Origin of the sequence: Caulobacter vibrioides (assembly GCF_002858865.1) — a bacterium.
Classification (GTDB): domain Bacteria; phylum Pseudomonadota; class Alphaproteobacteria; order Caulobacterales; family Caulobacteraceae; genus Caulobacter; species Caulobacter vibrioides.
Genome location: NZ_PJRR01000011.1, coordinates 1 through 24,128, shown reverse-complemented (window position 1 = coordinate 24,128; position 24,128 = coordinate 1). Strand labels below are relative to the sequence as shown.

The window sequence follows — 24,128 nt, the reverse complement described above, 5'->3', positions numbered from 1 at the left end:
TCCGATGTCGTCTCGTCTCGCCCTTCTGCTGTCGTCCGCGCTGATCAGCGGCGCTCTGGCCAGCCCCGCCCTGGCGCGCCAGGCCGACACGACCCGCGTCGACGAGGTGGTCATCACCGGCTCGCAGGTGCGTCTGCCGCCCGCCTATGCCGGTGACCAGGTCGCCAAGGGCGCGCGCGTCGGCCTGCTGGGCGCGCTGGACACGATGGACACGCCGTTCGCCGTCACCAGCTACACCGAAGCCCTGATCCGCAACCAGCAGGCCCGCAGCGTGGCCGACGTGCTGCAGAACGACCCCACCGTCCGCGTGACCAAGGGCTTCGGCAACTTCCAGGAGCTGTACGTCGTTCGCGGCTTCCCGGTCTATTCCGACGACATGACCTATAACGGTCTCTACGGCGTGCTGCCGCGCCAGTTCGTGGCGGCCGAGCTGATCGAGCGGGTGGACGTGTTCCGCGGCGCCAACGCCTTCCTGAACGGCGCGGCCCCCGGCGGCAGCGGCGTCGGCGGTGCGTTCAACCTCATGCCTAAGCGCGCGCCGACCGCGCCTCTGACCCGCTTCACCGCCGGCTGGGACGGCGGCGAGCAGGTCTATGGCTCGGCCGACATCGCCCGCCGCTTTGGCCAGAACGACGCCTATGGCGCGCGGGTGAATCTGGGCCTGCGCGGCGGCGAGACGGCCGTCGACGGCGAAAAGCGCGACCTGACGGTGCTGGGCCTGGGCCTGGACCGTCGCGGCGACCGCGCCCGCTTCTCGGCCGATCTGGGCTGGCAGGATCACCGCATCGAAGGCGCGCGTCCGACCGTCACCCCGCTGGGCGCCATCCCCAAGGCCCCGTCGGCCGACAAGAACTTCGCCCAGCCCTGGACCCACACCGACGAGCGCCAGCTGTTCGGCGCGGCGCGCGGCGAGTTCGACCTGACCGACACGGTCAGCGCCTGGGCCGCCCTGGGCGGTCGCCAGGGCAAGGAAGACAACGTTCTGGCCAACCCGACGGCGCTCGCCAACGGGACGCTGAGCGCCTACCGCTTCGACAACGTCCGCAAGGACTCGATCCTGTCGACGGACGCGGGCCTGCGCGCCAAGTTCACCACCGGAACCATCGGCCACGCGCTGGTCGCCTCGGTCGCCCAGGTGAACCTGAAGTCCAAGAACGCCTACGCCTTCTCGAACTTCGCCGGCTTCGCCAGCAACCTCTACAACCCGGTGGCCGTGGCCGCACCGAACCCGAACTTCTTCGTGGGCGGCTCCAAGAGCGACCCGAACGTCACCGAGCGCGTCAAGAACCGCAGCGTCGCGGTGGCCGACACCCTGTCGTTCCTGAACGAGCGCCTGCTGGTCACGGTGGGCGTCCGCTATCAGGACATCCAGACCCGCTCGTACGACTACAACACCGGCGCGCGCAACGGCGCCTATGACGGCGACGCCACCACCCCGGCCCTGGCGGCGGTGTTCAAGCCCAGCGACAAGATCTCGCTGTACGCCAACTACGCCGAGGCCCTGGTCCCCGGGAAGATCGCCCCGGCCCAGGTCAACGGCGTGGCCGTGGCCAATGTCGGCGAGATCCTGTCGCCGTTCCGCGGCGAGCAGACCGAGATCGGCGCCAAGTACGACGCCGGGACGTTCGGCGGCGCGATCAGCCTATTCCGCACCACCCAGCCGGCCGAGTACTTCGAAGCCTCCAGCCGTCGCTACACCGCCGGCGGCGAGCAGGAGAACCAGGGCGTCGAACTGACCGTCTTCGGCCAGCCGGCTCCGGGCCTGCGCCTCCTGGGCGGCGCCACCTGGCTGGACGCCCAGATCAACCGCGCCCTGTCGGCCACGCTGCAGGGCAAGACCCCGATCGGCGTTCCGGAGTTCCAGGCCAATCTGAACGTGGAGTGGGACATCGCCACGCTCGAGGGCCTGACCCTGGAAGGCCGCGCGGTCCACACCGGTTCGCAGCAGGCCAACACCGCCAACACCGTGTCGCTGGACGCCTGGACGCGCTTTGACCTCGGCGCGCGCTACGCCTTCGAGGCCGGCGGCAAGGCGGTCACCCTGCGGGCCCGGGTCGAGAACCTGACCGATCGGAACCAGTGGGTGGCGGTCGGCGGCTATCCGGGCGCCAACTACCTGACGCTGGGCGCGCCGCGCACCCTGCGCCTGTCGATCAGCACGGACTTCTAGCGCTGATGAAGGCCCGGACGCTCCGCGCCTGGTCGTGGGTTCACAAGTGGTCGAGCCTGGTCTCGACCGCTTTCCTGCTGATGCTCTGCATCACGGGGCTGCCGCTCGTGTTCAGCCACGAGATCGAGCATGTCCTGATGGAGGAGGCCTGGACGCCCGCGCGTCCGGACGGCCCCAAGCTGAACCTCGACCAGGTGCTGGACACCGCCCTCGCCCGCAAGCCGGGCGAGGTTCCGGCCTATATGAGCTTCGATGAAGACCGGCCGGTGGTGAACGTCACCAGCGTGCAGCCGGGCGGCAAGGCCGGCGTCTACAGCTTCCAGCCCATCGACCAGACCAGCGGCGATGCCGCGCCGCCGGTCGCCGGGCATCCGGTGATGGAGTTCCTGCTCCAGCTGCACACCGACATGTTCCTGGGCCTGGCGGGGATGCTGTTCCTCGGCGCGATGGGGCTGCTGCTGATCGTGGCCCTGGTTTCGGGCGTGGTGCTCTACGCGCCCTTCATGCGCCGGTTGCCGTTCGGCACGGTGCGGGCCAGCAAGCGGGCCCGCACCCGCTGGCTGGACTATCACAACCTGTTGGGCGCGGTGACGGCGGCCTGGGTGCTGGTGGTCGGCGCCACCGGCGTCGTCAACGCCCTGGCCACGCCGATCGTCGGCTACTGGAAGAACACGGCCCTCAAGGAGCTGACGGCGGCCTATGACAGCCCCGTCGCGCCGGGCCAGCGCAGCTCGCTGCAGGCCGCCGTCGACAAGGCGAAGCAGGCGCTGCCCGACAAGGACCTGCAGTTCGTCGCCTTCCCAGGCTCGGACTATTCGACCGATCACCACTATGCGGTGTTCTTCCACGGCAAGACGCCGCTGACCACGCACCTGACCACGCCCGCCCTGATCGACGCGCGCACCGGCGAGCTGGCCGCGATCGCGCCGACGCCCTGGTACGTCAAGACCCTGACCCTGTCGCAGCCGCTGCACTTTGGCGACTACGGCGGCATGGGCCTGAAGATCCTGTGGGCGCTGCTCGACATCGCCACCATCGTCATCCTGGCCTCGGGGCTCTATCTGTGGCTGGCCAAGCGGAAGGTCGCGCGATGAAGACCGGTCATCATCTGACCCTCTGGCAGGTGTTCGGCGCGCCGACCCTGATCGCCGCCTTCAGCCTGTTTGGCCTGATCGCCGCCCTGCTGGGCGATGGCATCTGGGACCTGATCGGCGTCCTGACGCTCGGGGTCTCGGTGATCGCGACCGTCTGGGCCCTGGCCGCGCGGCGGCGCTAGGACTGACCCCTAACGCCCCTCCAGATCCCGCCCGCCGCAACCGGTCGGCTGGCGCACCGGATTGCAGACCGCGACCTTGTTCCCCGGCAGGCGCACCGTGTAGCCGCCCGCAAAGCGCGGGTCGGCCCAGATGTAGTCGGTCGAGACGTATTGCGCGCCGCTGGCCAGGGCGGCGTCGCGTTGGGTGGGGTCGTTGCGCCGGGCCTGCAGGGTTTCGGCGTCGGCGCGGGTGCGGACGATGAAGCCGGCCTTCACCGCCGCAGCGATGCGGTCCTTCTGGGCCACGGGATCGTTCAGGGTCAGATAGGCGGCGGCGGGCGAAGCCTCGTCGGTGTTGACGAACATGGCGCGGCCCTCCAGCGAGGCGCGCTGGCCGCGATAGAGCGCCACCTTGGCGGGGCTTTCATCGAGGGCGAAGAACACCTTGCCGCGCGCCGCGCCGAGCTTGGGCCACCCACCGGCCAGCACGCCGTCGCGCAGGGTCTTGGCCTTGCCCTGCACCTGGTCGGGCGTGATCAGGCGGTCCTCGCCGAACACCGCGCGGATCTCGGCGTCCAGGGCGTCGAACAGGGCCTCGGTGAAGGCCAGGGGCGTCACGCCGCCCGGCAGGCTGGCCGCGCCTTCCTTGGCGTTCAGCATGATCAGGATCGGCGCATGGTCGCGGTGCGTGTCGGACCAGGCGCGCACTTCCTTCAGGCACGCCACGAAGGTCACGCACGACGAGCGGAAGTCGACATCGGGGATGTGCAGGGTCTTGAAGCCCGGCTTGGCCAGGGCGGCGGCGGCGTCCGGCGTCAAGTTCACGCCCTTGCCCAGCGCCGTCAGCGGCTTGGCGTAGAGGCCGCCCTGCGGATCGGCGACGACGTCGATCTCCAGTTGCCGCGCGCCGGCGTCCAGCTGCTCGGTCAGGGGGCGGTGGCTGTAGTCGATCCCCAGCGCGACCGGCCCGCGCGCGGCGACCATGGCCGCCATCTCCTCGGGCGGGATGGCCAGCTTGTAGGAGTTGTGGGTGCCGACGGTCAGCAGGTCGGTCATCGGCAGGGCGTCGATCCGCTGGCGCACGCAGGCGGGGCTTTCGTCCGAGACCGGGCAGGGCGCAGCGGCGACGGCGAGGGCGGCGAGCAGAGTCAACATCAAGAGTCTCCGAGAGAACGCCTAGCCCCTAGCCAAGGCCCATGACGGTTTCACGTCGCGTTGTGGAGGACTGTTAGCGTTGTCATCAATCCTTGATCGAGTTGAGACGTCGAGGTCATCGACGCTCCCTATTGCCGCGCCGAACGTCGGCGCTCCTCCCCGGATCCTCCGCCGACATCAGTACATGTCAGTACATGGGGGTATTCCAATGTCTCGCAGCAAGATCGCGCTCCTCGTCGGCGCGGCCCAACTCGTCATGGCCGCTCTGGCGCCGGTCGCCCAGGCCCATGCCGCAGACCAGGCGCAGGCCGCCGCCGCCGACAACGCCGAAGTCGACGCCGTCGTGGTCACCGGTTTCCGCAAGTCGCTGGGCGTGGCCCGCGAGGCCAAGAAGACCAGCGCCATCGTCACCGACGTGATCGTCGCCGAGGACATGGCCAAGTTCCCCGATCTGAACCTGGCCGAGTCGCTGCAGCGCCTGCCGGGCGTGGCCATCAACCGCGAAGGCGGCGAAGGCCGCCGCGTCTCGCTGCGCGGCCTTGGCCCCGACTTCACCCGCGTCCAGCTGAACGGCATGGAAGTGCTGGGCAATGTCGACTCGCCGATGGACAGCCGCGGCCAGACCTCGCGCGACCGCGCCTTCGACTTCAACATCTTCGCCTCGGAACTGTTCTCGAAGGTCGACGTGCGCAAGTCGTTCTCGGCCGAGCAGGACGAAGGCGGCATGGCCGGCACCGTCGGCCTCTACACCGCCAAGCCGTTCGACTACGCCGGGACCAAGGGCGCCCTGTCGCTGCAGGCCGGCACCAACAGCGCCACCAAGGACACCCAGCCGCGTGGCGCGGCGATGATCGCCAAGAACTGGGACGACAAGTTCGGCCTCCTGGCCTCGGTCGCCTATTCCAAGCGCAAGACCGAAGAGCAGGGCTACAACACCTACGGCGCCGGCACCCAGCGCGCCCTGGCCGCCAACGTCGTGAACCTGAACCCGGTCGACGCGGCCAAGGCGATGAACGGCGAGCTGATCTTCCAGCGCGGTAACCGCCTGTCGGTGTGGGGTTCGGACCAGGAGCGTCTGGGCGTCACCGCCGCCGCCCAGTGGCGTCCGGTCGAGACCGTCACCCTGACGCTCGACGCCCTGCACGGCAAGTTCACCAACGACCGCACCGAGATCCACCTGGCCACCCGCGCCACGCTCGGTTCGACGATCCTGGGCGGGCCGACGCCGCACTCGGGCAATCTGGTCAGCGCCCCGCCGGTGCTGAGGGCGATCCAGTACGACAAGCACAACTCGATCATCTACGCCGACGTCGACAACACCGTCTTCGCCACCGAGACCCGTCGTCAGGAAGCCAAGAACACCTTCGACCAGCTGGTCCTGACCGGCGAGTGGCAGGTCTCGGACAAGCTGCGCGTCGACGGCCACATCGGCCAGGAGACCTCGGACTACGACATCCCGATCTCGGACAAGTTCTACACCGAGGCGTTCGGCGGTCTGATCACCGACTATCGCGGCGACAGCGGCAAGAACACCTACAAGTGGAACACCACCGACGCGAACAACTACCGCGCCCACGAGATCGACTTCTCGGCCACCTATCAGACCACCGAGCTGAAGAACGCCGAGTTCAACGCCGCCTATGACTTCAACGACGGCCTGACCCTGAAGGGCGGCCTGTCGTATCGCGGCTTCAAGAACGAAGGCTATTCGCAGACCAATGACGACGTGAACCGCACGGCCTGGGAACGGGGCACGCTGGACAACCGTCTGGACGGCGTGACCAAGGTCTTCACCCAGCACGACGACCAGTCGTGGATCATCGTCGACTGGGACAAGGCCCTGGCCAAGTACGGCGTCACCCGCACGCTCGGCGCGCCGCGCTCGATCTATGCGGTCGAGGAAGACACCACGGCCGGCTATCTGCAGCTGGACTGGAAGACGCAGCTGATGGGCCTGCCGGTGCGCGGCAACACCGGCCTGCGCGCCTATGACACCGAGCTGACCTCTTCGGGCGTTCTGGCGGTTCGTGGCGTCAACACCCCGACGGTGGCCAAGAAGACCTATTCGGGCGTGCTGCCGTCGCTGAACGCGGTGGTCGAGGTCTCCGACCGCTTCCAGATCCGCGTGGCTGCGGCCCAGAACATCAACCGTCCGGCCCTGGGCGCCTACGCCATGAACGGTTCGGTCAGCGTCGACGGCACGACGGTCACCGTCTCGACCGGCAATCCGAACCTTGAGCCCTACACCTCGGACGAGTTCGACCTGGTGGCCGAGTGGTACTTCGGCGGCGTCGGCATGCTGACGGCGGGCCTGTTCCACAAGAACATCGACGGCCTGATCGCCAGCCAGACGACGACCAATGTCAGCTACGCCAGCACCGGCCTGGCCGAAGGCCTCTATCCGGGCGTCACGGCCACGACCAATGTCGCCTCCTACACCCGCCAGGTGAACCTGCGGAACGCCAAGCTGACGGGCCTGGAACTGTCGGCCCAGAGCGACTTCTTCTTCCTGCCGGGCGCGCTGAAGAACATGGGCGCGGTGGCCAACCTGACCCTGATCGACAGCAAGACGATCAATACGGTCAATGGCAAGCCGCAGGAGACCGACATCTTCGGCCTCTCGGACGTCAACGCCAACGCCACGCTGTACTACGAGACCGCCAAGTACGGCGGCCGCGTCTCGGCCAACTATCGTTCGGACTATCTGATCGACAGCGGCGCGTTCAACGCCACGACCTATGTCGATGCGTCGGCCTTCTACCAGCTGACCCCGCGCGTCCGCCTGTCGCTGGACGCCATCAACCTGACCGATGAGCGCGAAGAGCAGGTCAACAGCTTCAACAACGGCTTCGGCGAGACCGGCGCCAAGCGCCTGTGGAACTTCACCACCAGCGGCCGCACGGTGTTTGTGGGGGCGAACATCCAGTTCTAAGGACTGGGTTGAGCCTAGAGACGAAGACGCCGCCCAGGAGCGATCCCGGGCGGCGTTTTCTGTTGGGGGGACAGGCCGCAGACCCGGCGCGCCTTGTCATGGAGCGGACTTGGTCGGAGGCGGGTTGGGGTGGCAGACATTCATCCTGCTGATGGGCGGTCTAAACGGCGCACCAAGGTGAGTCTATAATCCAAAGCCGAGCCCACCTTAGAACACGTCGCGATGGACTCGACTCAAACATGTAGCGGCATCATTATTCCCCAAAGGATGGAGGGAAATATGCGGCTACTTCTGGTATGCGCGCTCGCGATGGGACTGGCCGGGCCGGTCCATGCGCAGGCAAAGGTCGGCTCACCGATCAACATCGACGCATCGGTCAATTTCAACGATCTGCTCGACCAGATTGGCAAGGCGGTACTCTGGGTGACCGGGCGAGCAACCGACAAGAGCGATAGCGTCGCGGTGCTGGCGACTAGGCTAAACGAACTCGCTGGCAATGAAGAGGCGCTGGCCCAGACACTCGAATGGCTGGCAGTCCATCCCGAACATCTCAATTTTCGAAGCACAGTGCCGGAGAGCCGCGCCAGGATGAACCGCCTGGAAGATCACATCGCGGACATACAGAGGTCCATTATCGAAATTCGCCGGTCGCTATCGCGTATCGAGCCGAATTGGGCAATGCACAATGGCGCTTTAACTGCGGACATTGGTGCCTTCGCGCACGACGGAAAAATCTTCTATTTGACGCCCGACGGTTCGATGGAGTCGCTCCAACCTGATGAGGCTAAAGAGTCGGCGGTCGAACTACGCCGAGAGGCTGCCGAACTTCGCAAACTTGCAAAGCGCATCGCGGCGGAGTGAGGCTTCCCATCACCCGCACTGGCGCTGCAGCACAGGGCAATGAAAATTTTCCAAGTGGCCACCAAGCTGCAGCTTTTGGAGGCATCTCATCAACATGGCCGCCGCACAAGCGGACCATCCTAACTTTATCTATGGGTCGAAAGCGGTCTCCACTCCGCCTCCAGAAACCCGACCTTCCCGGCGACACGCGCGTGCGGCGAAGCCAATGCCGGGGAGGTCGGGCTTTTGGGCGGTGCGTCCTGCGCCACGGCGTCAGCGCCGTAAGCACCAGCTTACGCCCGGGCGCATAAGCCGTGCGCCAATGGTCGCCGGCCGCCGGACCGCGCAGGGCTTGTCTCCTCTGAAGCCGGGAGAAGCCCCATGACCGCCCCTGCCGTCCCTCTGGAAACCGCGCCCCCGCCCCGCCGCTGGGACCCGGTCGTCAAGCTGACCCACTGGACCATCGTCGGCGCGATCCTCGCCAACGGACTGATCACCGAGGAGGGCTCGAGCCCCCACGTCTGGGTCGGCTACGCCCTGGCCGCGACCCTGGCGCTGCGGCTGATCTGGGGCGTGATCGGCCCGGCCGAGGCGCGGTTCACCGCCTTCCCGCCCAGCCCCGCCCGCGCCCTGGCCCATCTCCGCGAGATCGCCCAGGGGCGGCGCAGCCAGCACGCCTCGCACAATCCGCTGGGCGCGCTGATGGTCTATGCGATCTGGAGCACCCTGGCGGTCATCGTCGTGACGGGCGTGCTGATGGCCAATGCGCCGGCGGAGGCCAAGGGCCCCGTCGCCGCGCCGCCCGCCGCCGAGGCCGCCGCCGTCCATAGCGAGGCGCGCGAGCCCGACGAGATCGGCGAGGAAGCCGAAGAGCAAGAAGGCGCCGAGGGTCATGGCGAGGAAGGGCCGCTGGCCGAAGTCCACGAGACGGCCGTCAACCTGCTCTATGTCCTGATCTTGCTGCACATCGCCGGGGTGGTCTTCGAGACCCGGCGGAGCGGCCGGCGGATTGTCTTGGCGATGCTTCCCGGGCGGCGCTAAAGCTTGCGCATGATCGGACGCCGACGCGCTCTGGAACACAGGATCACGCTGATCGCGGTCATCGTGATCCTGCAGCTGGCCGCGACGCTGTTCTTCCTGGTCGACGTCACCGGCGACCTGCGCGCCGACGGATCAGGCGTGCATATCGCGGCCGAGGCCGGCGCGGCGATCGCCCTGCTGGTCGGGGTGGTGTTCGGCGCGGCCCAGGTGCGCTGGCTGGTGCTGCGCGCCCGCCAGGACGAGGCGGCGGTGGCGGCCGCCAAGGGCGCCCTGGCCGATCTGGCCCGTCTGCGCTTTTCCGACTGGAAGCTGACGGCGGCCGAGGCCGATGTGGCGCTGTTTGCGCTGAAAGGCTGCGACGTCGCCGAGATCGCCGCCCTGCGCGGCGCGGCCGCCGGCACGGTCCGCGCCCAGCTGGCCCGCGTCTACGCCAAGGCCGGCGTCAACTCCCAGTCGGCGCTGATGGCGCTGTTCCTCGAGGAGCTGGTCGAGGCGGGCGAGGGTTAGGAACGACGGGTTTGGGGCGGGGTGTCGGCCGCGCTGTGGGCCCCGTCCTCGCCCTTCGACAGGCTCAGGGTGAGGACGACTGTTGGCCTCGCAGCACTGGAAATCCTCATCCTGAGCTTGTCGAAGGACGAGGATTTCCAGCCAAAGGGGGGCGTTAGGGCGCCCACGATCGCCCGGTCCGCCGGCCCTAGGGTGTTGATCCGGTTGGCGTCGCCGTGCTTCACATCTCACGGTCGAGTTGGGGGCATGCATGAAACCGATAGGCAGTGACGGCAAGCCGATCCCGACACCGCCAAGTCTGCTGTCGTTTTGGGAAGTTGTGGGCGTCTATGGGCGACTAGGACTTTGGTTGGGGGCGCTTTTCATTGGCGCGGTGGGGATTTTTATCCTCATGGATCAGCCGCCCTTCGTGCAGATGGGCTGGAGCGGACTCGTTCAGCAGCTCGCTGCTGTAGTTGCGCTGATCGCCATCGTTATCCCGGCCCTGCAAGTCTTCTTTGCGCTGACTAACCGTGCGAGCGGGTCTCTTCGGCCAGGCCGTTACGGGCGTCTTTTCGAGCGGCGTTTCGCTCGTTTCACACCACAACAAATCGAGGACATCCTCCAAGACGCGCGGGCGATTTTGGCCACTATGAGCGATTCTCCTAAGCGCCGGGCATGGGCGCGTTGGGTGGAATGGCTCGAACAGCGGTCCAACTTGCCGCTTGCAGAGCGAAGCGGGTTGAAGATCGGCGTCTATCATCCCCGACGGAGCAAGCTCTGGATTGACGGAGCTGGGGTGGCGCTAGTGGGGGCGCTCGGAAGCTGGCTTATCTGGGACCAACGCAGTTGGATGGGCTGGGCTTTTCTGGGGGTCTTGGGCTCCCTGTTTACTTGGGGGCTATTGGCGACACTGACCGAGCGCCTCGAACTGTCAGACGATAGCCTGAGCTACTATGCGTTTCGGCGGCAGCAGTGGTCCGTGCCGCGTCAGCACGTTGCTCTTCGTGAGGCAGGGAGCTCGGAGTATCAGATCTACGACGTGCGAACGGGTAGGCTGCTCGGTGAGGTTAAGGGCGAGACTTTCGGAGCAGATATTGTTGAGGCGCTAGCCGACCTCTTTCCGCCCTGGCTGGGCGATGAGGTCGGCTGACAACGCGTTGTGCGCCCCTACGCCGCTTCCGCCGCCTCCGACGCCGGCAGGCGGATCAGGTAGTCGAAGGCGCTGAGCGAGGCCTTGGCCCCTTCGCCCATGGCGATGATGATCTGCTTGTAGGGCGTCACCGTCGCGTCGCCGGCGGCGAAGACGCCGGGGATCGAGGTTTCGCCGCGATAGTCGACCTCGATCTCGCCGCGCGGCGACAAGGCCACGCCCGAGTCCTTCAGCCACTCGGTGTTGGGCACCAGGCCGATCTGCACGAACACGCCTTCCAGGTCGACGCGGTGGGCCGTGTCGCTGGTGCGGTCCTTGTAGGTCAGGCCGTTCACCTTGGACCCGTCGCCGTGGATCTCGGTGGTCATGGCCGATTTGATGATCGTCACGTTCGGCAGGCTGGCCAGCTTGCGCTGGAGCACGGCGTCGGCGCGCAGCTGGCTGTCGAACTCGATCAGGGTGACGTGGGCGACGATGCCGGCCAGATCGATGGCCGCCTCGACGCCGCTGTTGCCGCCGCCGATCACCGCCACGCGCTTGCCCTTGAACAGCGGACCGTCGCAGTGCGGGCAGTAGGCCACGCCCTTGTTCTTGTACTCGGCCTCGCCGGGCACGTTGACGTTCCGCCAGCGCGCGCCGGTCGACAGGATCAGCGTGCGCGACTTCAGGCTGGCGCCGTTCTCCAGCTTGATCTCGTGCAGGCCGCCGGGAACCTTGGCCGGGACCAGGCCCACGGCCTTCTGAAGGTTCATCACGTCGACCTCATAGTCCTTGACGTGCTGCTCCAGCGCGCTGGCGAGCTTGGGGCCTTCGGTGTGCGGCACCGAGATGAAGTTCTCGATGTCCATGGTGTCCAGCACCTGGCCGCCGAAGCGTTCGGCCGCCACACCGGTGCGGATGCCCTTGCGGGCGGCGTAGATCGCCGAGGCCGCGCCGGCCGGACCGCCGCCGACGACCAGAACCTCGAAGGCGTCCTTGGCCTTGATCTTTTCGGCCATGCGGTCGGCCGCGCCGACATCCAGCTTGGCCAGGATCTGCTCGATTTCCATGCGGCCCTGGCCGAAGGCCTGGCCGTTCAGCAGGATGGTCGGCACGGCCATCACTTGGCGCGCCTCGACCTCGGCCTTGAACAGGGCGCCGTCGATGGCGACGTGGCGGATGCGCGGGTTCAGGGCGCTCATCGTGTTCAGCGCCTGCACCACGTCGGGGCAGTTCTGGCACGACTGCGAGAAATAGGTTTCGAAGTGATAGTCGCCGTCCAGCGCCTTGATGCGCTCGATCACCTCGGCGTCGATGCGGGGCGGGTGGCCGCCCACGTGCAGCAGAGCCAGCACCAGCGAGGTGAACTCATGGCCCAGCGGCAGGCCGGCGAAGCGGACCTCGGCGTCATTGGCCGCGCGTTCGATCGCGAACGAGGGCTTGCGGGCGTCGTCGCCGTCGAAGCGGACGCTGACCTTGTCGGAGGTCGAGGCGACGTCGTCCAGCAGGGCCCGCATGTCGACCGAGCCCTTGGAGTCGTCCAGCGAGGCGACCAGCGTGATCGGCTGGCGCAGGTTCTGCAGATAGGTGGTCAGTTGGGCTTTCAGACCGGCGTCCAGCATGGCGGGCTCCCAAAAAGGCGAGGGGAGTGGAAGGGGGCGTTCGATTGTCGGGGGAGGGATCGAACGCTGCGAACGATCGAGAGGGGAACCGCCGGCCGATCCGGATGACCGGCCGACGGTTCGGGTCTTGAAGTCTTAGATCTTGCCGACGAGGTCCAGCGACGGGGCCAGGGTCTTTTCACCCTCTTCCCACTTGGCCGGGCAGACTTCGCCCGGGTGAGCGGCGACGTACTGGGCGGCCTTGATCTTGCGCAGCAGCTCGATGGCGTTGCGGCCGATGCCTTCGGCGGTGACTTCCATGAACTGGATCACGCCTTGCGGGTCGACCAGGAAGGTGCCGCGGTCGGCCAGGCCGACGCCCGGACGCATGATCTCGAAGTTGTTGGTCACTTGGCCCGACGGGTCGCCGACCATGGTGTACTTGATCTTGCCGATCGCCGGCGAGCTGTCGTGCCAGGCCTTGTGCGAGAAGTGCGTGTCGGTCGACACCGCGTAGATCTCGACGCCCAGGCGCGTGAACACGTCGTAGTTGTCAGCGAGATCTTCCAGTTCGGTCGGGCAGACGAAGGTGAAGTCAGCGGGGTAGAAGAAGAAGACCGACCACTTGCCCTTCACGTCCGCTTCGCTGACCGTGACGAACTTGCCGTCCTTGTAGGCCTGGGCGGTGAAGGGTTTGATCTCGGTGTTGATCAGCGACATGAGGCGCTCCGGTTGGAAAGAATGGCGGGTGTCTATAGTGCGCCGCACAATCGATCCAATTGATAAAACTTCTATATAGAATAGGTTTTATCTATGAAAAACGACGGCTTGATCGAGGTCAAGATCCGTCCAGCGTAAGGCCTCGCGCGTACCGGCTTTCAGGAGGTGACCCCATGCTGAACACCGCTATTGCTCTTTTCGCCCTGGCCCAGGCTGCTGCAGTGCAACCTCAAACGCCGCTGATCGATCCGGCCCGCCACTATTCGGGCGTCTGGATGGAGGTGGGCCGCACGCCGATGCGCATCACCAAGGGCTGCGTGGCCGCCACCACGGTCTACAACCGCGTCGATGAGCGCCGCATCGCGGTCGAGGACGACTGCCGCCAGGGCGGCGTCGACGGCAAGCGCCGCGCCATCAAGGGCGACGGCGTCATCGAGGACCCGGGCGTCAACCGTCGCCTCAAGGTCTCGTACCTGCCGTTCGTCACCTGGCGCTATGAGGTGCTGGACCAGGATCCGGCCGGCGCCTGGTTCATCTCGGCCAGTCCGGACCGCCGAAAGGTGTTCCTCTATACGCGCGCGCCGGCCTCGCCCGAGTTGCTGAAGACCATGACCGAGCGGGCCCGCGCCCTGGGCTACGCCGGCGAGATCGAATACCCCGCGCCGCCGCCGGTCGGTCGGTAGGGAGCGGCGTTCCCTTAGCGGCAGGCTTTTAGCGAACGCCGTTGTCTGGTCTGATCCCTCCCAGGAACGAACAAAGCCTGGGAGGGCGTCTTGCAAACTTCAATGGTGGCGCCGGTGATGGCGCTGGTGGCGTGGTCGCTGGTGATCTGGCTCTGGATGTACGTCCAGCGGATTCCGGCGATGCAGAAGGCCGGCATCAAGCCGCAGGACGCCCGGTTTCCGGGCTCGCTGGACAAGCTGCCCGACGGCGCCCGCCAGGCGGCCGACAACTACAACCACCTGATGGAACAGCCGACCATCTTCTACGCGGCCGCCCTGACGATCCAGGTCGCGGGCCACGCCGACGGCATGGCCGTGCATTTCGCCTGGGTCTATGTCGGCCTGCGCGTGCTGCACAGCCTGGTGCAGGTCTCGGTGAACCTGGTGGCCCTGCGCTTCCTGCTGTTCGTGCTGTCCACCGGCGTGCTGGCGGCGATGGTGATCCGCGAGCTGATGCGGTTGTTTTAAATAGGAGAAAACCCCTCTCTCTTTGAGAGAGGGAGGGGCCCGCCGCGAAGCGGTGGGAGGGTGAGTGGGTACGCCGGTTGACGGCGTGCCGGCACTCCGTCGAGCGTCCTAACCACTCACCCCAACCCTCTCTCTAAGAGAGAGGGAGCTCGCCCTGCGCTTAGTTGGCGTCCAGCCCGATATCCAGCACCGGCGCCGAGTGCGTCAGGGCCCCGACGCTGATCACGTCCACGCCCGTCTCGGCGATGGCCCGCACGGTGGTCAGGTTCACCCCGCCCGAGGCCTCCAGTACGGCCCGACCCTTGGCCAGGGCGACGGCGGCGCGCAGGTCGGCCAGGCTGAAATTGTCCAGCATCACCACGTCCGGGCCGTGCTTGAGGGCTTCCTCCAGCTGGTCCAGGCCGTCGACCTCGACCTCGACCTTGACGAGGTGGCCGGCATGGGCGCGGGCGCGGCGGACGGCTTCGCCGACCCCGCCGCAGGCGGCGACATGGTTGTCCTTGATCAGGATCGCGTCATCCAGGCCGAAGCGGTGGTTGACCCCGCCGCCGCAGCGCACCGCGTACTTCTCCAGGGCCCGCAGGCCGGGCGTGGTCTTGCGGGTGTCGACGATGGTGGCGCTCGTGCCCTCGACCAGGCGGACATAGGCCCGGGTCAGGGTGGCGATGCCCGACATCCGGCCCAGGAGGTTGAGGCCCGTGCGCTCGGCGATCAGCACCGCACGCGCATTGCCCTCGGCGCGCGCCAGCACCGCGCCCGGCGTCACGTCGGCGCCGTCGGGCGTGACGACCTCGAAGCTGGCGGTCGGGTCCATCGCCGCCAGGGCCAGGCGTGCGCAGGACAGGCCCGAGACCCGGCCGTCCTGACGGCTGGCGAAGGCCACTGACAGCCGCGCGTCCGGATCGATACAGGCCTGGCCGGTGATGTCGCCGGCCCGGCCCAGGTCTTCGGCGAGGGCCAGATCGACGATCGGACGGACGAGCAGGTCGGGGAGCGGGCTCAAGGCAACGGCAGCCATTGGGTTTCCTTCAGGGGCGCGCCGGCGCCCGACAGCAAAGCCTGGGTGAGGGTGCGGGTGGCGCGGCGGACCTCGACGCCGGCGGCCTGCGGGTCGGACGAGGCGGCGATGCGCAGCGCGCCCTGGACGAAGGCGCCGAACAGCAGATGCGCCAGGGCCGGCACGACGTCGGGCTCGATCAGCCGCTCGTCTGCCAGATGGCTCAGCGCGTGGGCGATCAGCCCGACGCCGACCGGTTCCTGCAGGGCGATCCAGCCGTCGACCCCCAGCACCGTCAGGCCGTCGACCAGCAGCAAGCGCCGCGCGTCGGGGGCGTCGTAGGCGTCATAGAGGCGATCCCCGCCGATGACGATCTCGTCCAGGTGATGGGCGGAGTGGCCCATGCTGGCGGTCTCGACCCGGTCGCGGACATCGGCCAGCACCGCCTCGCAGGCGGCGCGGAACAGGTCGGTCTTGTCCTTGAACTGGTAGTAGACCGCCCCCTTGGTCAGGCCCGCGGCGGCGGCGATTTCGTCGACCGAGACGCCCTCGAAGCCGCGCTCGGCGAACAAGGCGCGCGCGTGCGCGACCAGACGCTGGCGGTTGGTGAGCGGCGGAAGGCTTGACGTCATACTCATGGTATGATCCTCATACTCTCAGTATGACAAGCGTCGAAACGCGCGGAATTCGGGGAGACGGCGACATGAAGATCTCGACGCCCGCCATCGTGGTGGCGACCTTTCTGGCGGCCCTGTCGATCGGCGCTCTGGGCTTCGCGGCGGGCGGCGGCTGGACCCTGGACGGGGCGTTGATGGCTACGCGTCTGACGGCCCGCTTCGCTTTTCCGATCTTCCTTCTGGCCTGGACGGCGTCGGCCTTGGCGAGCCTGTTTCCCGGCGGCTGGCGCACGGCGCTGCTGCGTCGGCGTCGCGCGGTGGGGCTGTCCTTCGCCGCCGCCCATGGCGTGCATCTGGGGTTTATCCTGATCGCTCTCAACGTCTTCGGGCATCCGGCGCCGATGGTCAGTCTCTATGGCGGCGGCTTCGTCTATCTGCTGATCGCCGCCATGGCGCTGACCTCGAACGATGCGGCCGTGCGTTGGCTGGGCCGTGAACGCTGGAAGGCGCTGCATACGTTCGGCGGCGTGGCGATCCTGGCGGTCTTCATCAAGAGCTATGGCGGTCGCCTGATGACCCAGCCGATGCTGGCCATTCCCGCCCTGGCGCTGATCGTGCTGGCGATCGGCCTCAAGCTCGGCGCCTGGCGGCGTCGGCGCGCCCGCGCGGTCCAGGCCGCCTGAACGCGCGACGCGGCGCGGGATCAAGCCGCCCGCCGGCGCAACGCCCCGGCGGACTCCAGCGTGACGAAGGTGCGGACGGCCTCGCCGGTCGCCGGGAAGTCCGAGCGGAAATGGCCGCCTCGGCTTTCGCGACGGGCCAGGGCGCCGTCGACGATCAGGCGCGCGGCGACCACGGTGGGGCAGGAGCCATAGGCGGCTTCCAGCGCTTCCACTTGGGTCAGCAGTCGGGCCAGGCCCGCCGCCTCGCGCAGGACCCCCGCGTCGCGGCTCATCGCCTGGCGCAGGGTCTGGAGGGCCGCGTCGGGCAGGTCGGGTAGGGGCTCGAGGCTGACCGGCGGGCCGCCCGTCGCGCCTTCCGCCGCCGCCGCGCGGCCGGCGCGGGCGCCGAACACGGCGGCTTCCAAGAGGCTGTTGGAGGCCAGGCGGTTGGCGCCCTGCACCCCGGTCGAGGCGCATTCGCCCGCCGCGTAGAGGCCCGGCAGGCTGGCGCGGCCGTCCAGGTCGGTGGCGACCCCGCCCATGTGGTAGTGCACGGCGGGCGTGACCGGGATCATCTGCCGACGCGGGTCGATCCCGGCGCTCATGCAGGCCTCGAACACGGCCGGGAACTCGTGCGGGAAGTGGGCGCCGACGGCCTGCGTCGCATCGAGGAACGCGCCGCGACCGGCCGTGCGTTCAGCGTGAAGGGCGCGGGCGACGACGTCGCGCGGGGCCAGCTCCTTGGACGGGTGGTAGTCGACCATGAAGGCCCTGCCATCGGCGTTTCGCAGGATCGCACCTTCGCCGCGCAGAGCCTCGGTGGCCAGCGGGGCGGGGTCGCGACCGATGTCGATGGCGGTGGGGTGGAACTGCACGAACTCGGGATCGGCGATCATCGCGCCGGCCAGCGCCGCGAGGCCCAGGCCCTCGCCGCGCACTTGCGCGGGCGTGGTGGTCACCGCGTAGAGCCCGCCGACGCCGCCGGTGGCCAGGATCACGCTGGGGCTGCGGATCTCGACCAGGGCGCCGTCGACATCGGCCAGCACGCCGACCACACGGCCGGTGGCGTCCTGCAGCAGGCGGCGGGCGCGGGCGTTTTCGCGGACCTCGATGGTCGGCGTCGCGCGGACCGCCGCGATGACAGCGGCCATGATCGCCGCGCCGGCCCCGTCGCCGCCGACCCGGGCGACGCGGGCGGCTGAGTGGGCGGCTTCCAGGCTGAGCACGAAGCCATCGTCCGCCTTGCGATCAAACGGCGCGCCCAGCGCGGCGAGGTCACGCACGGCCTGCGGGCCTTCACGGGTCAGGAGGTCGACAGCTTCAGGATCGCACAGGCCCGCGCCGGCGGCGATGGTGTCGGCGGCGTGCAGTTCGGGCGTGTCGTCGCCCGACAGCGCCGCCGCCATGCCGCCCTGCGCCCAGGCGCTGGAGCAGCCGCTCGCCAGCGGCGTCGGCGACAGGACCAGCGCCGTCTTGGCGGCCCCCGTCGTCGCGGAAAGCGCGGCGGTGAGACCGGCCAGGCCTGCGCCGAGGATGACGGGGCCGTCGAAGGCAAGCGTGTTACGCATCAGTACTCTCCAAGGCCGCGCGATGGCGGTCGGCAGAGGCTGCGTCGAAGCAGCAGAAGATGACTTCGGTCGGGCGCGAACCCTTGAACATCGTGACTTCCCGCACGGCGATCGCGGCCGCCTCATCGGCGGGAAAGCGGTAGATGCCTGTCGAGATCGCCGGGAAGGCCACCGTCTCGAAGCCCTTGTCGGCTGTGATCTCCAATGAGCGCCGATAACAACTGGCCAACAGGTCGCGCTCGCCGTGGTCGCCGCCGTTCCAGACCGGTCCGACAGTGTGGATCACCCAGCGAGCTGGTAACTTGAAGCCTTTGGTCAGCTTGGCGTCACCGGTCTTGCAGCCGTGCAGCATGCGGCAGGCCGTGGCGAGTTCAGGGCCGGCCTTGCGATGGATCGCGCCGTCCACGCCCCCGCCGCCGAGCAGGCTAGTGTTGGCGGCGTTGACGATGGCGTCGACGTCCAGGGTCGTGATGTCTGCCTGGATGACGCTCACTTTCGCCACGTCAGATCAGCTCCACATCCACATGATGCCGCGCCTTCACCAGGTCGTACCGCGCCGGAACGGCCGGCGGCGGCAGGTCGATCATGCGCTGGACGGCCAGGCGCGCGCGGTCGAGGACCTCGGCGTCGACCGTCACCTCGTACTGCTCGTGCACGAGGGCGTCGTAGATGTTCTGCAGCGTGATCCGCTTCATGTGCGGGCACATATTGCAGGGGCCGATGAACTGGGTCGCCGGGCTTTCGGCCTGGACGTTGCTGGCCATCGAGCACTCGGTGATCAGCACCACCTGGGCCGGCTTCTTGGCCGCCACATAGTCGTTCATCGCCGCCGTCGAGCCCGCGAAATCGGCGGCCTCCAGGATCTCGGCCGGGCATTCGGGGTGGGCCAGGACTTCCGCGCCCGGCCAGGCCGCGCGCATGTCGGCGATGTCCTGGGCGGTGAAGCGCTTGTGGACTTCGCAGTGACCCGCCCAGGCGATGATCTTGACGTCCGTCTGGCGCGCGACGTTGCGGGCCAGGAATTCGTCGGGGATCAGGATGACCTTGTCGGTCCCCCATTCCTTGGCCGCCCACTCGACCACCTGCACGGCGTTGGCGCTGGTGCAGCAGATGTCGGTCTCGGCCTTCACGTCGGCGGTGGTGTTGACATAGGTGACCACCGGCACGCCCGGATAGCGCTGCTTGATCAGCCGCACGTCGGCGCCGGTGATCGAGGAGGCGAGGCTGCAGCCGGCCTTCAGGTCGGGGATCAGGATCTTCTTTTCAGGGCTGAGGACCTTGCTGGTCTCGGCCATGAAGTGCACGCCGGCCTGGACGATGATCTGGGCGTCGCTCTTGGCGGCTTCCTTGGCCAGGGCCAGGCTGTCGCCCACGAAGTCGCCCACGCCGTGGAAGATGTCCGGCGTCATGTAGTTGTGGGCCAGGATCGCGGCGTTCTTCTCGCGCTTGAGGCGGTTGATCTCGACGATCAGCGGCGCCTGCGTGCGCCACTCCATCGGGGTGACGTGGTGCTTGACCTTCTCCCAGACGGGCGCGGTCTGCGCCTCGATCTCGGGCGTGAAGACCCCCTTGAAGTCCTGGGGGGCGGTAGCAAACCCGTCGGCCATCTGATCCTCCGTTATGCTCAAAGTGAGCATTTCCAGGGCCTCAAAAAAACGCCGGGACCGTCGCGATCGTTCCAGTCGGGTTCCGGCGTCGGGGTTATGCTGAAAGTGAGCATAACTGACGGCTCACATATAGCCGTCCGCGGCCGCGATTGCAAATCCGTCGTATCTCAGCCCGTGGTCGCGGGCGGATGGTCCAGCGGGCGCAGGTCCGGATCGCGCCAGCCCCGGCGCGCTTCCGGCGTGAACAGGCGCTCGCGGGACCAATGGGTCAGCGGCCAATCCTTGTCGCCGAGCGCGGAGGCCAGCAGCCGGCGGGCGGCCTCGGCGTCGTCCAGACCGGGCGGCAGGGCGGCGTCGAAAGCGCGGATGGCGGCCAGATAGGCCTGGGTGATGGTCTCGTGATAGCCGCTCTTGTCGTCGTTCACCCCGCCGACCGCGACATTGTAGGTGCGGATGATGTTGGGCAGGTCGCGCTCCAGGTCCGCATTGCGGGTGCGCACCAGCCGCAGGGTGGCGGTCAGGTGGGCGGCGTGGGTCCACTCGGCCTTGGGCAGGCTGTGATCCAGCAGGCGCTGGGCGAGCGCGGCGATGTCGGCGTTGGAATAGGCGGTCATGGCCGGGCCACTATAGGCCGCGCGTCTTGGCGGGCCAGCGGCGGGCGTCCAGGGTGACGGCGATGTCGGCGATCGCGGACAGAGCCTGGGCGATCCATTCGGTCAGGCGCTGATAGTGCGCCAGGAAACGGTCAAGGGCGGCGGCGTCCATGGTCCGCGCGGCGTCGCGGCCCTCGGCGGCCAGGCGCGCCCGCAGCTTGAGCTCCTGTTCGCCACGCCAGGCGCGGACGGTGGCGAAGTCCGGCGCGGTCAGCAGCACCAGACGGTCGATGCGGTCGAAGAGGACGCGGTAGGGGCCCGCCAGGGCGTCGTTGGCGTAGGCGCGCCAGGCGCCGTCCGGGTCCTCGGCGGCCTCCAGGGCGTTGACGGGCGCGGCGAGGGCCTCGGGCGACTGCGGGCGGGCGCCCACGCACCAGCCTTCCAGCAGGACCACGTCCGCCGGGCCCTCGAAGAGCGGCCACTCGGTCTGCGGCGCGCGGTCGTCGGCGGCCTTGTCGAAGCGGGGCAGCGGCGTCGGGCCCGGCCGCGCCAGGGCGTCCAGCACCGCCAGCCCCAGCGTCGGGTCATGCGTGCCGGGGACGCCTCGGGTCCGCAGCAGCGGGTGGACTTCGCGGGCCAGGCGCTCGCGTGCGGCGCGCGGCAGGTAGAGATCGTCGAGCGAGAGGGTGGCCGTCCGCAGGCCCCGGGCCGCCAGCAGTCGGACCAGCAGCGCGGCCAGGGTCGACTTGCCCGAGCCTTGCGGACCGCAGACCCCGACGACCAGCGGCTCGTTGCGCCCCTGCGCCCACTCGGCGATCCGCGCGGCCAGGGGCTGGTGCAGGCGCTGGGCCAGGGCGGTGAAGGCGGGCGGCAGGCGTTCCTGATCGATGAAGCGCGCCAGGGCGGCGGCCGTATCGGCCGGCGACGGGGCCATCAGAGCGGATTGCTCCAGCGCACCGCCTCGGGCAGCGGCAGCGAGGCCTCGAACACCAGGCCGTCGGGCAGGAAGTCGAAGCGGGCCTGACCCTTCTGCTCGCGCCGGATGGAGCTTTCGATCAGGCGGGTGCCAAAGCCCAGCGAGGCGGGCGGGATGACCTGGGGGCCGCCGACGTCCCGCCAGGTGAAGAACAGGGTGTCGCTGACCGGATCGCGTCGCCAGGTCAGGGCCACGCGTCCGCCCGGCGCCGACAGCGCGCCGTACTTGGCGCTGTTGGTGGCCAGTTCGTGGAACACCATCGACAGGCCGACGGCCGTATGCGGGGCCAGGGCCACGGTGGGACCCTCGCGATCCACGCGATCGCCATGCGCGCCGAGGCTGGCCTCTATCAGCGCGGCCATGTCGGCCTCGCGCCAGCCGGTGCGGGTCAGGAGATCATGGGCGCCGGACAGGGCGATCAGGCGATCGGTAAAGACGCCCAGCGGCGCGCCGTCGACCTTGGCGAAGGTCTGGCGGGCCAGGGCCTGCACCGTGGCCAGCGTGTTCTTCACCCGGTGGTTCAGCTCGTTGATCATCACGCCCTGGCGTTCCGCGCGGGCCTTCAGCTCCTCCGAGGCGGTCAGCAGGGCGGCGTGAACGGCGGCGATCTCCTCCAGGCTGTCGCGCGGCGCCGGCTGCAGCGACTCGCCGCGCCCGATCGCCGAGGCGTCGCGCACCAGCCGCCGCATGTCGCGGTTGATCCGCCGCGAATAGACCAGCGCCAGCCACAAGCCCAGCACCAGGAGCAGCAGGAAGATCCCGGTGCCGACCGCGACCGAGCGATTGACGGTGCTGGCCAGCTCCTTGCGCGGAATGGCCACCACCAGGGTCCAGCCCGTCTGCGGCGAGCGGGTATAGGCGACCCTGGTCGGCACGCCTTCCAGGGAGATGCTCCTGTTCACCCCCTCGGTGGAGTGGCGGAGATTCTCGGTCATGTCGGCCGAGGCCTGGGCGCCGGTGAACTGCTCATTGAGCCGCGAGCGGGCGATCACCCGCTGCCGGTTGTCCAGCAGGGTCGCCACCCAGGTGTCCGGCACCCGCTGCTGGCGGAACACCGAGGTGAACGACGCGGCGTCCACCACATAGGACAGCACATAGAACCGGCCCTTGACGGTGATCGGCGTGCCGACCGTGATCACCGGCGTGCCGGCGACAGGGCCGGCCAGCAGGTCCGAGACCTTGCTGCGCCCCGCCAGAAAAGCCTTGGTTTCTTCAGGCGTGCGCTGGATGCGGGGCAGGGGGCGGCCATAGGGAACGAGGGTGTTGAGCACCTGCTGGCCGTTGGCGTCGGCCACCACGATCCAGCCTGTGCGGCGCTCCATGGCCCGTCGCGCCCGGGCGTGGAACCCGGCCCAGTCGCCGGCCAGCAGGGCCTCGTCGGTGGCCAGGGTCTCGGCCACCGAGATCCCGGTGGCGGCCTGGCGGTCGACGGCGCCGTTCAGCGCGCGGGCGGTGGTCAGCAGCTGCTGATAGAGGCGTCCGCGCGACTCGCGATCGGCGCTGGCCAGCAGGAAGCCCATCGCCAGCAGGGCCGGAACCAACAGGCTGACGGTCAGAAGCACCAGGCGGCCACGCACCGAGCTGACGCGCCGGCGCAGGCCGTGTTCCGCCGTTTCGAGCCCTGGCATGCCTGGCGCGCCCGCATCGACAAGAGCGCCGTGTCGCTCTCCGGTTTTGTATATCGGAGCGAGTCGCGTCCCGCGTCCGAAAAATCCCCCATCGCGGTTAACGCGCCCGAACCGGCCGCGGCCGGTATCCCTTCGGCCGGTTTGTGCGTTATGAAGCGCGCATGAAAGCGTTGCCCAACATCCTGACCAGCTCGCGCCTCGTCATGGCGCTGTTCATGTTCATCGCCCTGGCGGCGGCGGCCGGGGCCGTGCCCTATGTCAGCGAGCAGCTGACGGCCGAGACCCAGTTTCGTCTGGAGCGCTGGGCCTTCTACGCCTTCGTGGTGGCGGCGGTGACCGACTTTGTCGATGGCTGGTTGGCGCGCAAGCTGGACGCGGTCAGCGTCTGGGGGGCGATCCTCGACCCGATCGGCGACAAGATCCTGGTCTGCGGCGCGCTCCTTGGCCTGATGGCCCTGGGCCCCAACCCCATGGTCGTGTTGCCGGCCGGCCTGATCCTGTTCCGGGAGTTCACCGTCAGCGCCCTGCGCGAGGTCGGGGCGGGCAAGGGCGTCAAGCTGCCGGTGACCCTGCTGGCCAAGTGGAAGACCACCCTGCAGCTGGTGGCGATCGGCGCCGAGATGATCCTGGCCTCGTGGAGCGCCTTTGGCCTTCCGCCCGAGCCGGCTCTGGTCGGCGGGTTCACGCTCATCGCCCACGGCCTGCTGTGGCTGGCCACGGTGGTCACCCTGGTCACCGGCGCGCAGTACTGGGAAGCGGCCCGCAAGGCGCTGACCTAGGGCAGGGCGGCTGGGGTCGGAAACGGACCTTGCCGCAGGCCGCTACGGGTGGGGGCGACCACAAGGAGTCCCTCTCTCATGGAGAGAGGGAGGGGCCCGCGCCGCAGGCGTGGGAGGGAGAGTGGGTAGGCGAAGCCCGTAGACGATTCTGACGCTGTGCTGATCTATGTGCCGGCACG

23 protein-coding genes and 1 pseudogene are annotated in these 24,128 nt (G+C 68.4%); 13 read left to right on the top strand and 11 right to left on the bottom strand.

The features are described 5' to 3' along the window. Positions 1 to 4 precede the first annotated feature (4 nt). The 3 genes from CVUC_RS06510 to CVUC_RS06500 are packed head-to-tail and all read left to right on the top strand — an operon-like array spanning position 5 to position 3,446. Positions 5 to 2,170, top strand: coding sequence for a TonB-dependent receptor (locus CVUC_RS06510; protein ID WP_096034095.1), 2,166 nt, complete (start codon positions 5 to 7; stop codon positions 2,168 to 2,170). Beyond that, on the top strand, positions 2,080 to 3,264 hold the full coding sequence (locus CVUC_RS06505; protein ID WP_096034094.1) for a PepSY-associated TM helix domain-containing protein: 1,185 nt from the start codon (positions 2,080 to 2,082) through the stop codon (positions 3,262 to 3,264). Before CVUC_RS06510 ends, CVUC_RS06505 begins: the two co-directional genes overlap by 91 nt. Then, positions 3,234 to 3,446, top strand: coding sequence for a hypothetical protein (locus CVUC_RS06500; RefSeq protein WP_096034093.1), 213 nt, complete (start codon positions 3,234 to 3,236; stop codon positions 3,444 to 3,446). Before CVUC_RS06505 ends, CVUC_RS06500 begins: the two co-directional genes overlap by 31 nt. Positions 3,447 to 3,455: 9 nt before the next feature. Here the strand turns inward: CVUC_RS06500 and CVUC_RS06495 are convergent, their stop codons facing one another. Next, positions 3,456 to 4,583 (bottom strand): phosphatidylinositol-specific phospholipase C1-like protein, encoded by a 1,128-nt coding sequence (locus CVUC_RS06495; RefSeq protein WP_096034092.1) that lies wholly within the window; start codon positions 4,581 to 4,583, stop codon positions 3,456 to 3,458. A gap of 76 nt (positions 4,584 to 4,659) precedes the next feature. Here CVUC_RS06495 and CVUC_RS06490 point away from each other — a divergent pair, with 76 nt between their 5' ends. The 6 genes and pseudogenes from CVUC_RS06490 (at position 4,660) to CVUC_RS06465 (ending at position 11,032) form a co-directional block, all read left to right on the top strand. Then, positions 4,660 to 7,512, top strand: coding sequence for a TonB-dependent receptor (locus CVUC_RS06490; RefSeq protein WP_096034091.1), 2,853 nt, complete (start codon positions 4,660 to 4,662; stop codon positions 7,510 to 7,512). A gap of 279 nt (positions 7,513 to 7,791) precedes the next feature. After that, the gene (locus CVUC_RS06485) at positions 7,792 to 8,373 is read left to right on the top strand and encodes a hypothetical protein (protein ID WP_096034090.1); all 582 of its coding nucleotides are present in this window, start codon (positions 7,792 to 7,794) and stop codon (positions 8,371 to 8,373) included. A 360-nt stretch (positions 8,374 to 8,733) separates the two neighbouring features. Beyond that, a complete protein-coding gene (locus CVUC_RS06480) occupies positions 8,734 to 9,393 on the top strand; it encodes a cytochrome b/b6 domain-containing protein (RefSeq protein ID WP_096034089.1) in 660 nt (219 codons plus the stop codon). Between the two features lie 9 nt (positions 9,394 to 9,402). Then, positions 9,403 to 9,900 carry a helix-turn-helix transcriptional regulator gene (locus CVUC_RS06475; RefSeq protein WP_024265877.1) on the top strand — a complete coding sequence of 166 codons (498 nt, stop codon included), beginning with the start codon at positions 9,403 to 9,405 and terminating at the stop codon, positions 9,898 to 9,900. Between the two features lie 11 nt (positions 9,901 to 9,911). Then, positions 9,912 to 10,170 (top strand): annotated as a pseudogene (locus CVUC_RS06470) (hypothetical protein). After that, on the top strand, positions 10,139 to 11,032 hold the full coding sequence (locus CVUC_RS06465; protein WP_096034088.1) for a hypothetical protein: 894 nt from the start codon (positions 10,139 to 10,141) through the stop codon (positions 11,030 to 11,032). The pseudogene CVUC_RS06470 and the gene CVUC_RS06465 overlap by 32 nt, the downstream one beginning before the upstream one ends. 17 nt (positions 11,033 to 11,049) lie before the next feature. Here CVUC_RS06465 and ahpF read toward each other — a convergent pair whose 3' ends face one another. Continuing rightward, positions 11,050 to 12,633, bottom strand: a complete 1,584-nt coding sequence (gene ahpF / locus CVUC_RS06460; RefSeq protein ID WP_096034087.1) for an alkyl hydroperoxide reductase subunit F — start codon at positions 12,631 to 12,633, stop codon at positions 11,050 to 11,052. Between the two features lie 135 nt (positions 12,634 to 12,768). After that, a complete protein-coding gene (ahpC, locus tag CVUC_RS06455; RefSeq protein ID WP_010920756.1) occupies positions 12,769 to 13,332 on the bottom strand; it encodes an alkyl hydroperoxide reductase subunit C in 564 nt (187 codons plus the stop codon). Between the two features lie 173 nt (positions 13,333 to 13,505). On the opposite strand from ahpC, the gene CVUC_RS06450 reads away from it, so the two are divergent. Both CVUC_RS06450 and CVUC_RS06445 read left to right on the top strand, forming a co-directional pair. Continuing rightward, a complete protein-coding gene (locus CVUC_RS06450; protein WP_096034086.1) occupies positions 13,506 to 14,015 on the top strand; it encodes a lipocalin family protein in 510 nt (169 codons plus the stop codon). A 90-nt stretch (positions 14,016 to 14,105) separates the two neighbouring features. Continuing rightward, positions 14,106 to 14,522, top strand: a complete 417-nt coding sequence (locus CVUC_RS06445; RefSeq protein WP_096034085.1) for an MAPEG family protein — start codon at positions 14,106 to 14,108, stop codon at positions 14,520 to 14,522. 160 nt (positions 14,523 to 14,682) lie between these two features. Here CVUC_RS06445 and nadC read toward each other — a convergent pair whose 3' ends face one another. After that, on the bottom strand, positions 14,683 to 15,540 hold the full coding sequence (gene nadC / locus CVUC_RS06440; protein ID WP_096034084.1) for a carboxylating nicotinate-nucleotide diphosphorylase: 858 nt from the start codon (positions 15,538 to 15,540) through the stop codon (positions 14,683 to 14,685). Beyond that, a complete protein-coding gene (locus tag CVUC_RS06435; RefSeq protein ID WP_096034083.1) occupies positions 15,522 to 16,157 on the bottom strand; it encodes a TetR/AcrR family transcriptional regulator in 636 nt (211 codons plus the stop codon). The genes nadC and CVUC_RS06435 overlap by 19 nt, the downstream gene beginning before the upstream one ends. Before the next feature lie 65 nt (positions 16,158 to 16,222). Here CVUC_RS06435 and CVUC_RS06430 point away from each other — a divergent pair, with 65 nt between their 5' ends. After that, positions 16,223 to 16,819 carry a hypothetical protein gene (locus CVUC_RS06430; protein ID WP_096034082.1) on the top strand — a complete coding sequence of 199 codons (597 nt, stop codon included), beginning with the start codon at positions 16,223 to 16,225 and terminating at the stop codon, positions 16,817 to 16,819. A 20-nt stretch (positions 16,820 to 16,839) separates the two neighbouring features. On the opposite strand, the gene CVUC_RS06425 is transcribed toward CVUC_RS06430, so the two are convergent. From CVUC_RS06425 to CVUC_RS06400, 6 genes are all read right to left on the bottom strand, one after another. Further along, positions 16,840 to 18,366, bottom strand: coding sequence for an L-aspartate oxidase (locus tag CVUC_RS06425; protein ID WP_096034081.1), 1,527 nt, complete (start codon positions 18,364 to 18,366; stop codon positions 16,840 to 16,842). Beyond that, positions 18,359 to 18,868 (bottom strand): O-acetyl-ADP-ribose deacetylase, encoded by a 510-nt coding sequence (locus CVUC_RS06420; RefSeq protein WP_096034080.1) that lies wholly within the window; start codon positions 18,866 to 18,868, stop codon positions 18,359 to 18,361. The genes CVUC_RS06425 and CVUC_RS06420 overlap by 8 nt, the downstream gene beginning before the upstream one ends. A 1-nt stretch (position 18,869) precedes the next feature. Continuing rightward, positions 18,870 to 19,973, bottom strand: a complete 1,104-nt coding sequence (gene nadA / locus CVUC_RS06415) for a quinolinate synthase NadA (protein WP_164468196.1) — start codon at positions 19,971 to 19,973, stop codon at positions 18,870 to 18,872. 167 nt (positions 19,974 to 20,140) lie between these two features. Then, the gene (locus CVUC_RS06410; RefSeq protein ID WP_096034078.1) at positions 20,141 to 20,587 is read right to left on the bottom strand and encodes a hypothetical protein; all 447 of its coding nucleotides are present in this window, start codon (positions 20,585 to 20,587) and stop codon (positions 20,141 to 20,143) included. A 10-nt stretch (positions 20,588 to 20,597) separates the two neighbouring features. After that, positions 20,598 to 21,500, bottom strand: a complete 903-nt coding sequence (locus CVUC_RS06405) for a kinase (protein ID WP_096034077.1) — start codon at positions 21,498 to 21,500, stop codon at positions 20,598 to 20,600. Beyond that, positions 21,500 to 23,170, bottom strand: a complete 1,671-nt coding sequence (locus tag CVUC_RS06400; RefSeq protein WP_096034076.1) for a sensor histidine kinase — start codon at positions 23,168 to 23,170, stop codon at positions 21,500 to 21,502. The genes CVUC_RS06405 and CVUC_RS06400 overlap by 1 nt, the downstream gene beginning before the upstream one ends. A gap of 161 nt (positions 23,171 to 23,331) precedes the next feature. On the opposite strand from CVUC_RS06400, the gene pgsA reads away from it, so the two are divergent. Next, on the top strand, positions 23,332 to 23,949 hold the full coding sequence (gene pgsA, locus CVUC_RS06395) for a CDP-diacylglycerol--glycerol-3-phosphate 3-phosphatidyltransferase (protein WP_096034075.1): 618 nt from the start codon (positions 23,332 to 23,334) through the stop codon (positions 23,947 to 23,949). Positions 23,950 to 24,128 lie beyond the last annotated feature (179 nt).

Coding starts and splice junctions, on each gene's coding strand:
- CVUC_RS06510 (WP_096034095.1), top strand. CDS start 5: ATGTCGTCTCGTCTCGCCCTTCTGCTGTCGTCCGCGCTGATCAGCGGC.
- CVUC_RS06485 (WP_096034090.1), top strand. CDS start 7,792: ATGCGGCTACTTCTGGTATGCGCGCTCGCGATGGGACTGGCCGGGCCG.
- CVUC_RS06480 (WP_096034089.1), top strand. CDS start 8,734: ATGACCGCCCCTGCCGTCCCTCTGGAAACCGCGCCCCCGCCCCGCCGC.
- CVUC_RS06475 (WP_024265877.1), top strand. CDS start 9,403: ATGATCGGACGCCGACGCGCTCTGGAACACAGGATCACGCTGATCGCG.
- ahpF (WP_096034087.1), bottom strand. CDS start 12,633: ATGCTGGACGCCGGTCTGAAAGCCCAACTGACCACCTATCTGCAGAAC.
- ahpC (WP_010920756.1), bottom strand. CDS start 13,332: ATGTCGCTGATCAACACCGAGATCAAACCCTTCACCGCCCAGGCCTAC.
- CVUC_RS06450 (WP_096034086.1), top strand. CDS start 13,506: ATGCTGAACACCGCTATTGCTCTTTTCGCCCTGGCCCAGGCTGCTGCA.
- nadC (WP_096034084.1), bottom strand. CDS start 15,540: ATGGCTGCCGTTGCCTTGAGCCCGCTCCCCGACCTGCTCGTCCGTCCG.
- CVUC_RS06435 (WP_096034083.1), bottom strand. CDS start 16,157: ATGAGTATGACGTCAAGCCTTCCGCCGCTCACCAACCGCCAGCGTCTG.
- CVUC_RS06430 (WP_096034082.1), top strand. CDS start 16,223: ATGAAGATCTCGACGCCCGCCATCGTGGTGGCGACCTTTCTGGCGGCC.
- CVUC_RS06425 (WP_096034081.1), bottom strand. CDS start 18,366: ATGCGTAACACGCTTGCCTTCGACGGCCCCGTCATCCTCGGCGCAGGC.
- nadA (WP_164468196.1), bottom strand. CDS start 19,973: ATGGCCGACGGGTTTGCTACCGCCCCCCAGGACTTCAAGGGGGTCTTC.
- CVUC_RS06410 (WP_096034078.1), bottom strand. CDS start 20,587: ATGACCGCCTATTCCAACGCCGACATCGCCGCGCTCGCCCAGCGCCTG.
- CVUC_RS06405 (WP_096034077.1), bottom strand. CDS start 21,500: ATGGCCCCGTCGCCGGCCGATACGGCCGCCGCCCTGGCGCGCTTCATC.
- CVUC_RS06400 (WP_096034076.1), bottom strand. CDS start 23,170: ATGCCAGGGCTCGAAACGGCGGAACACGGCCTGCGCCGGCGCGTCAGC.
- pgsA (WP_096034075.1), top strand. CDS start 23,332: ATGAAAGCGTTGCCCAACATCCTGACCAGCTCGCGCCTCGTCATGGCG.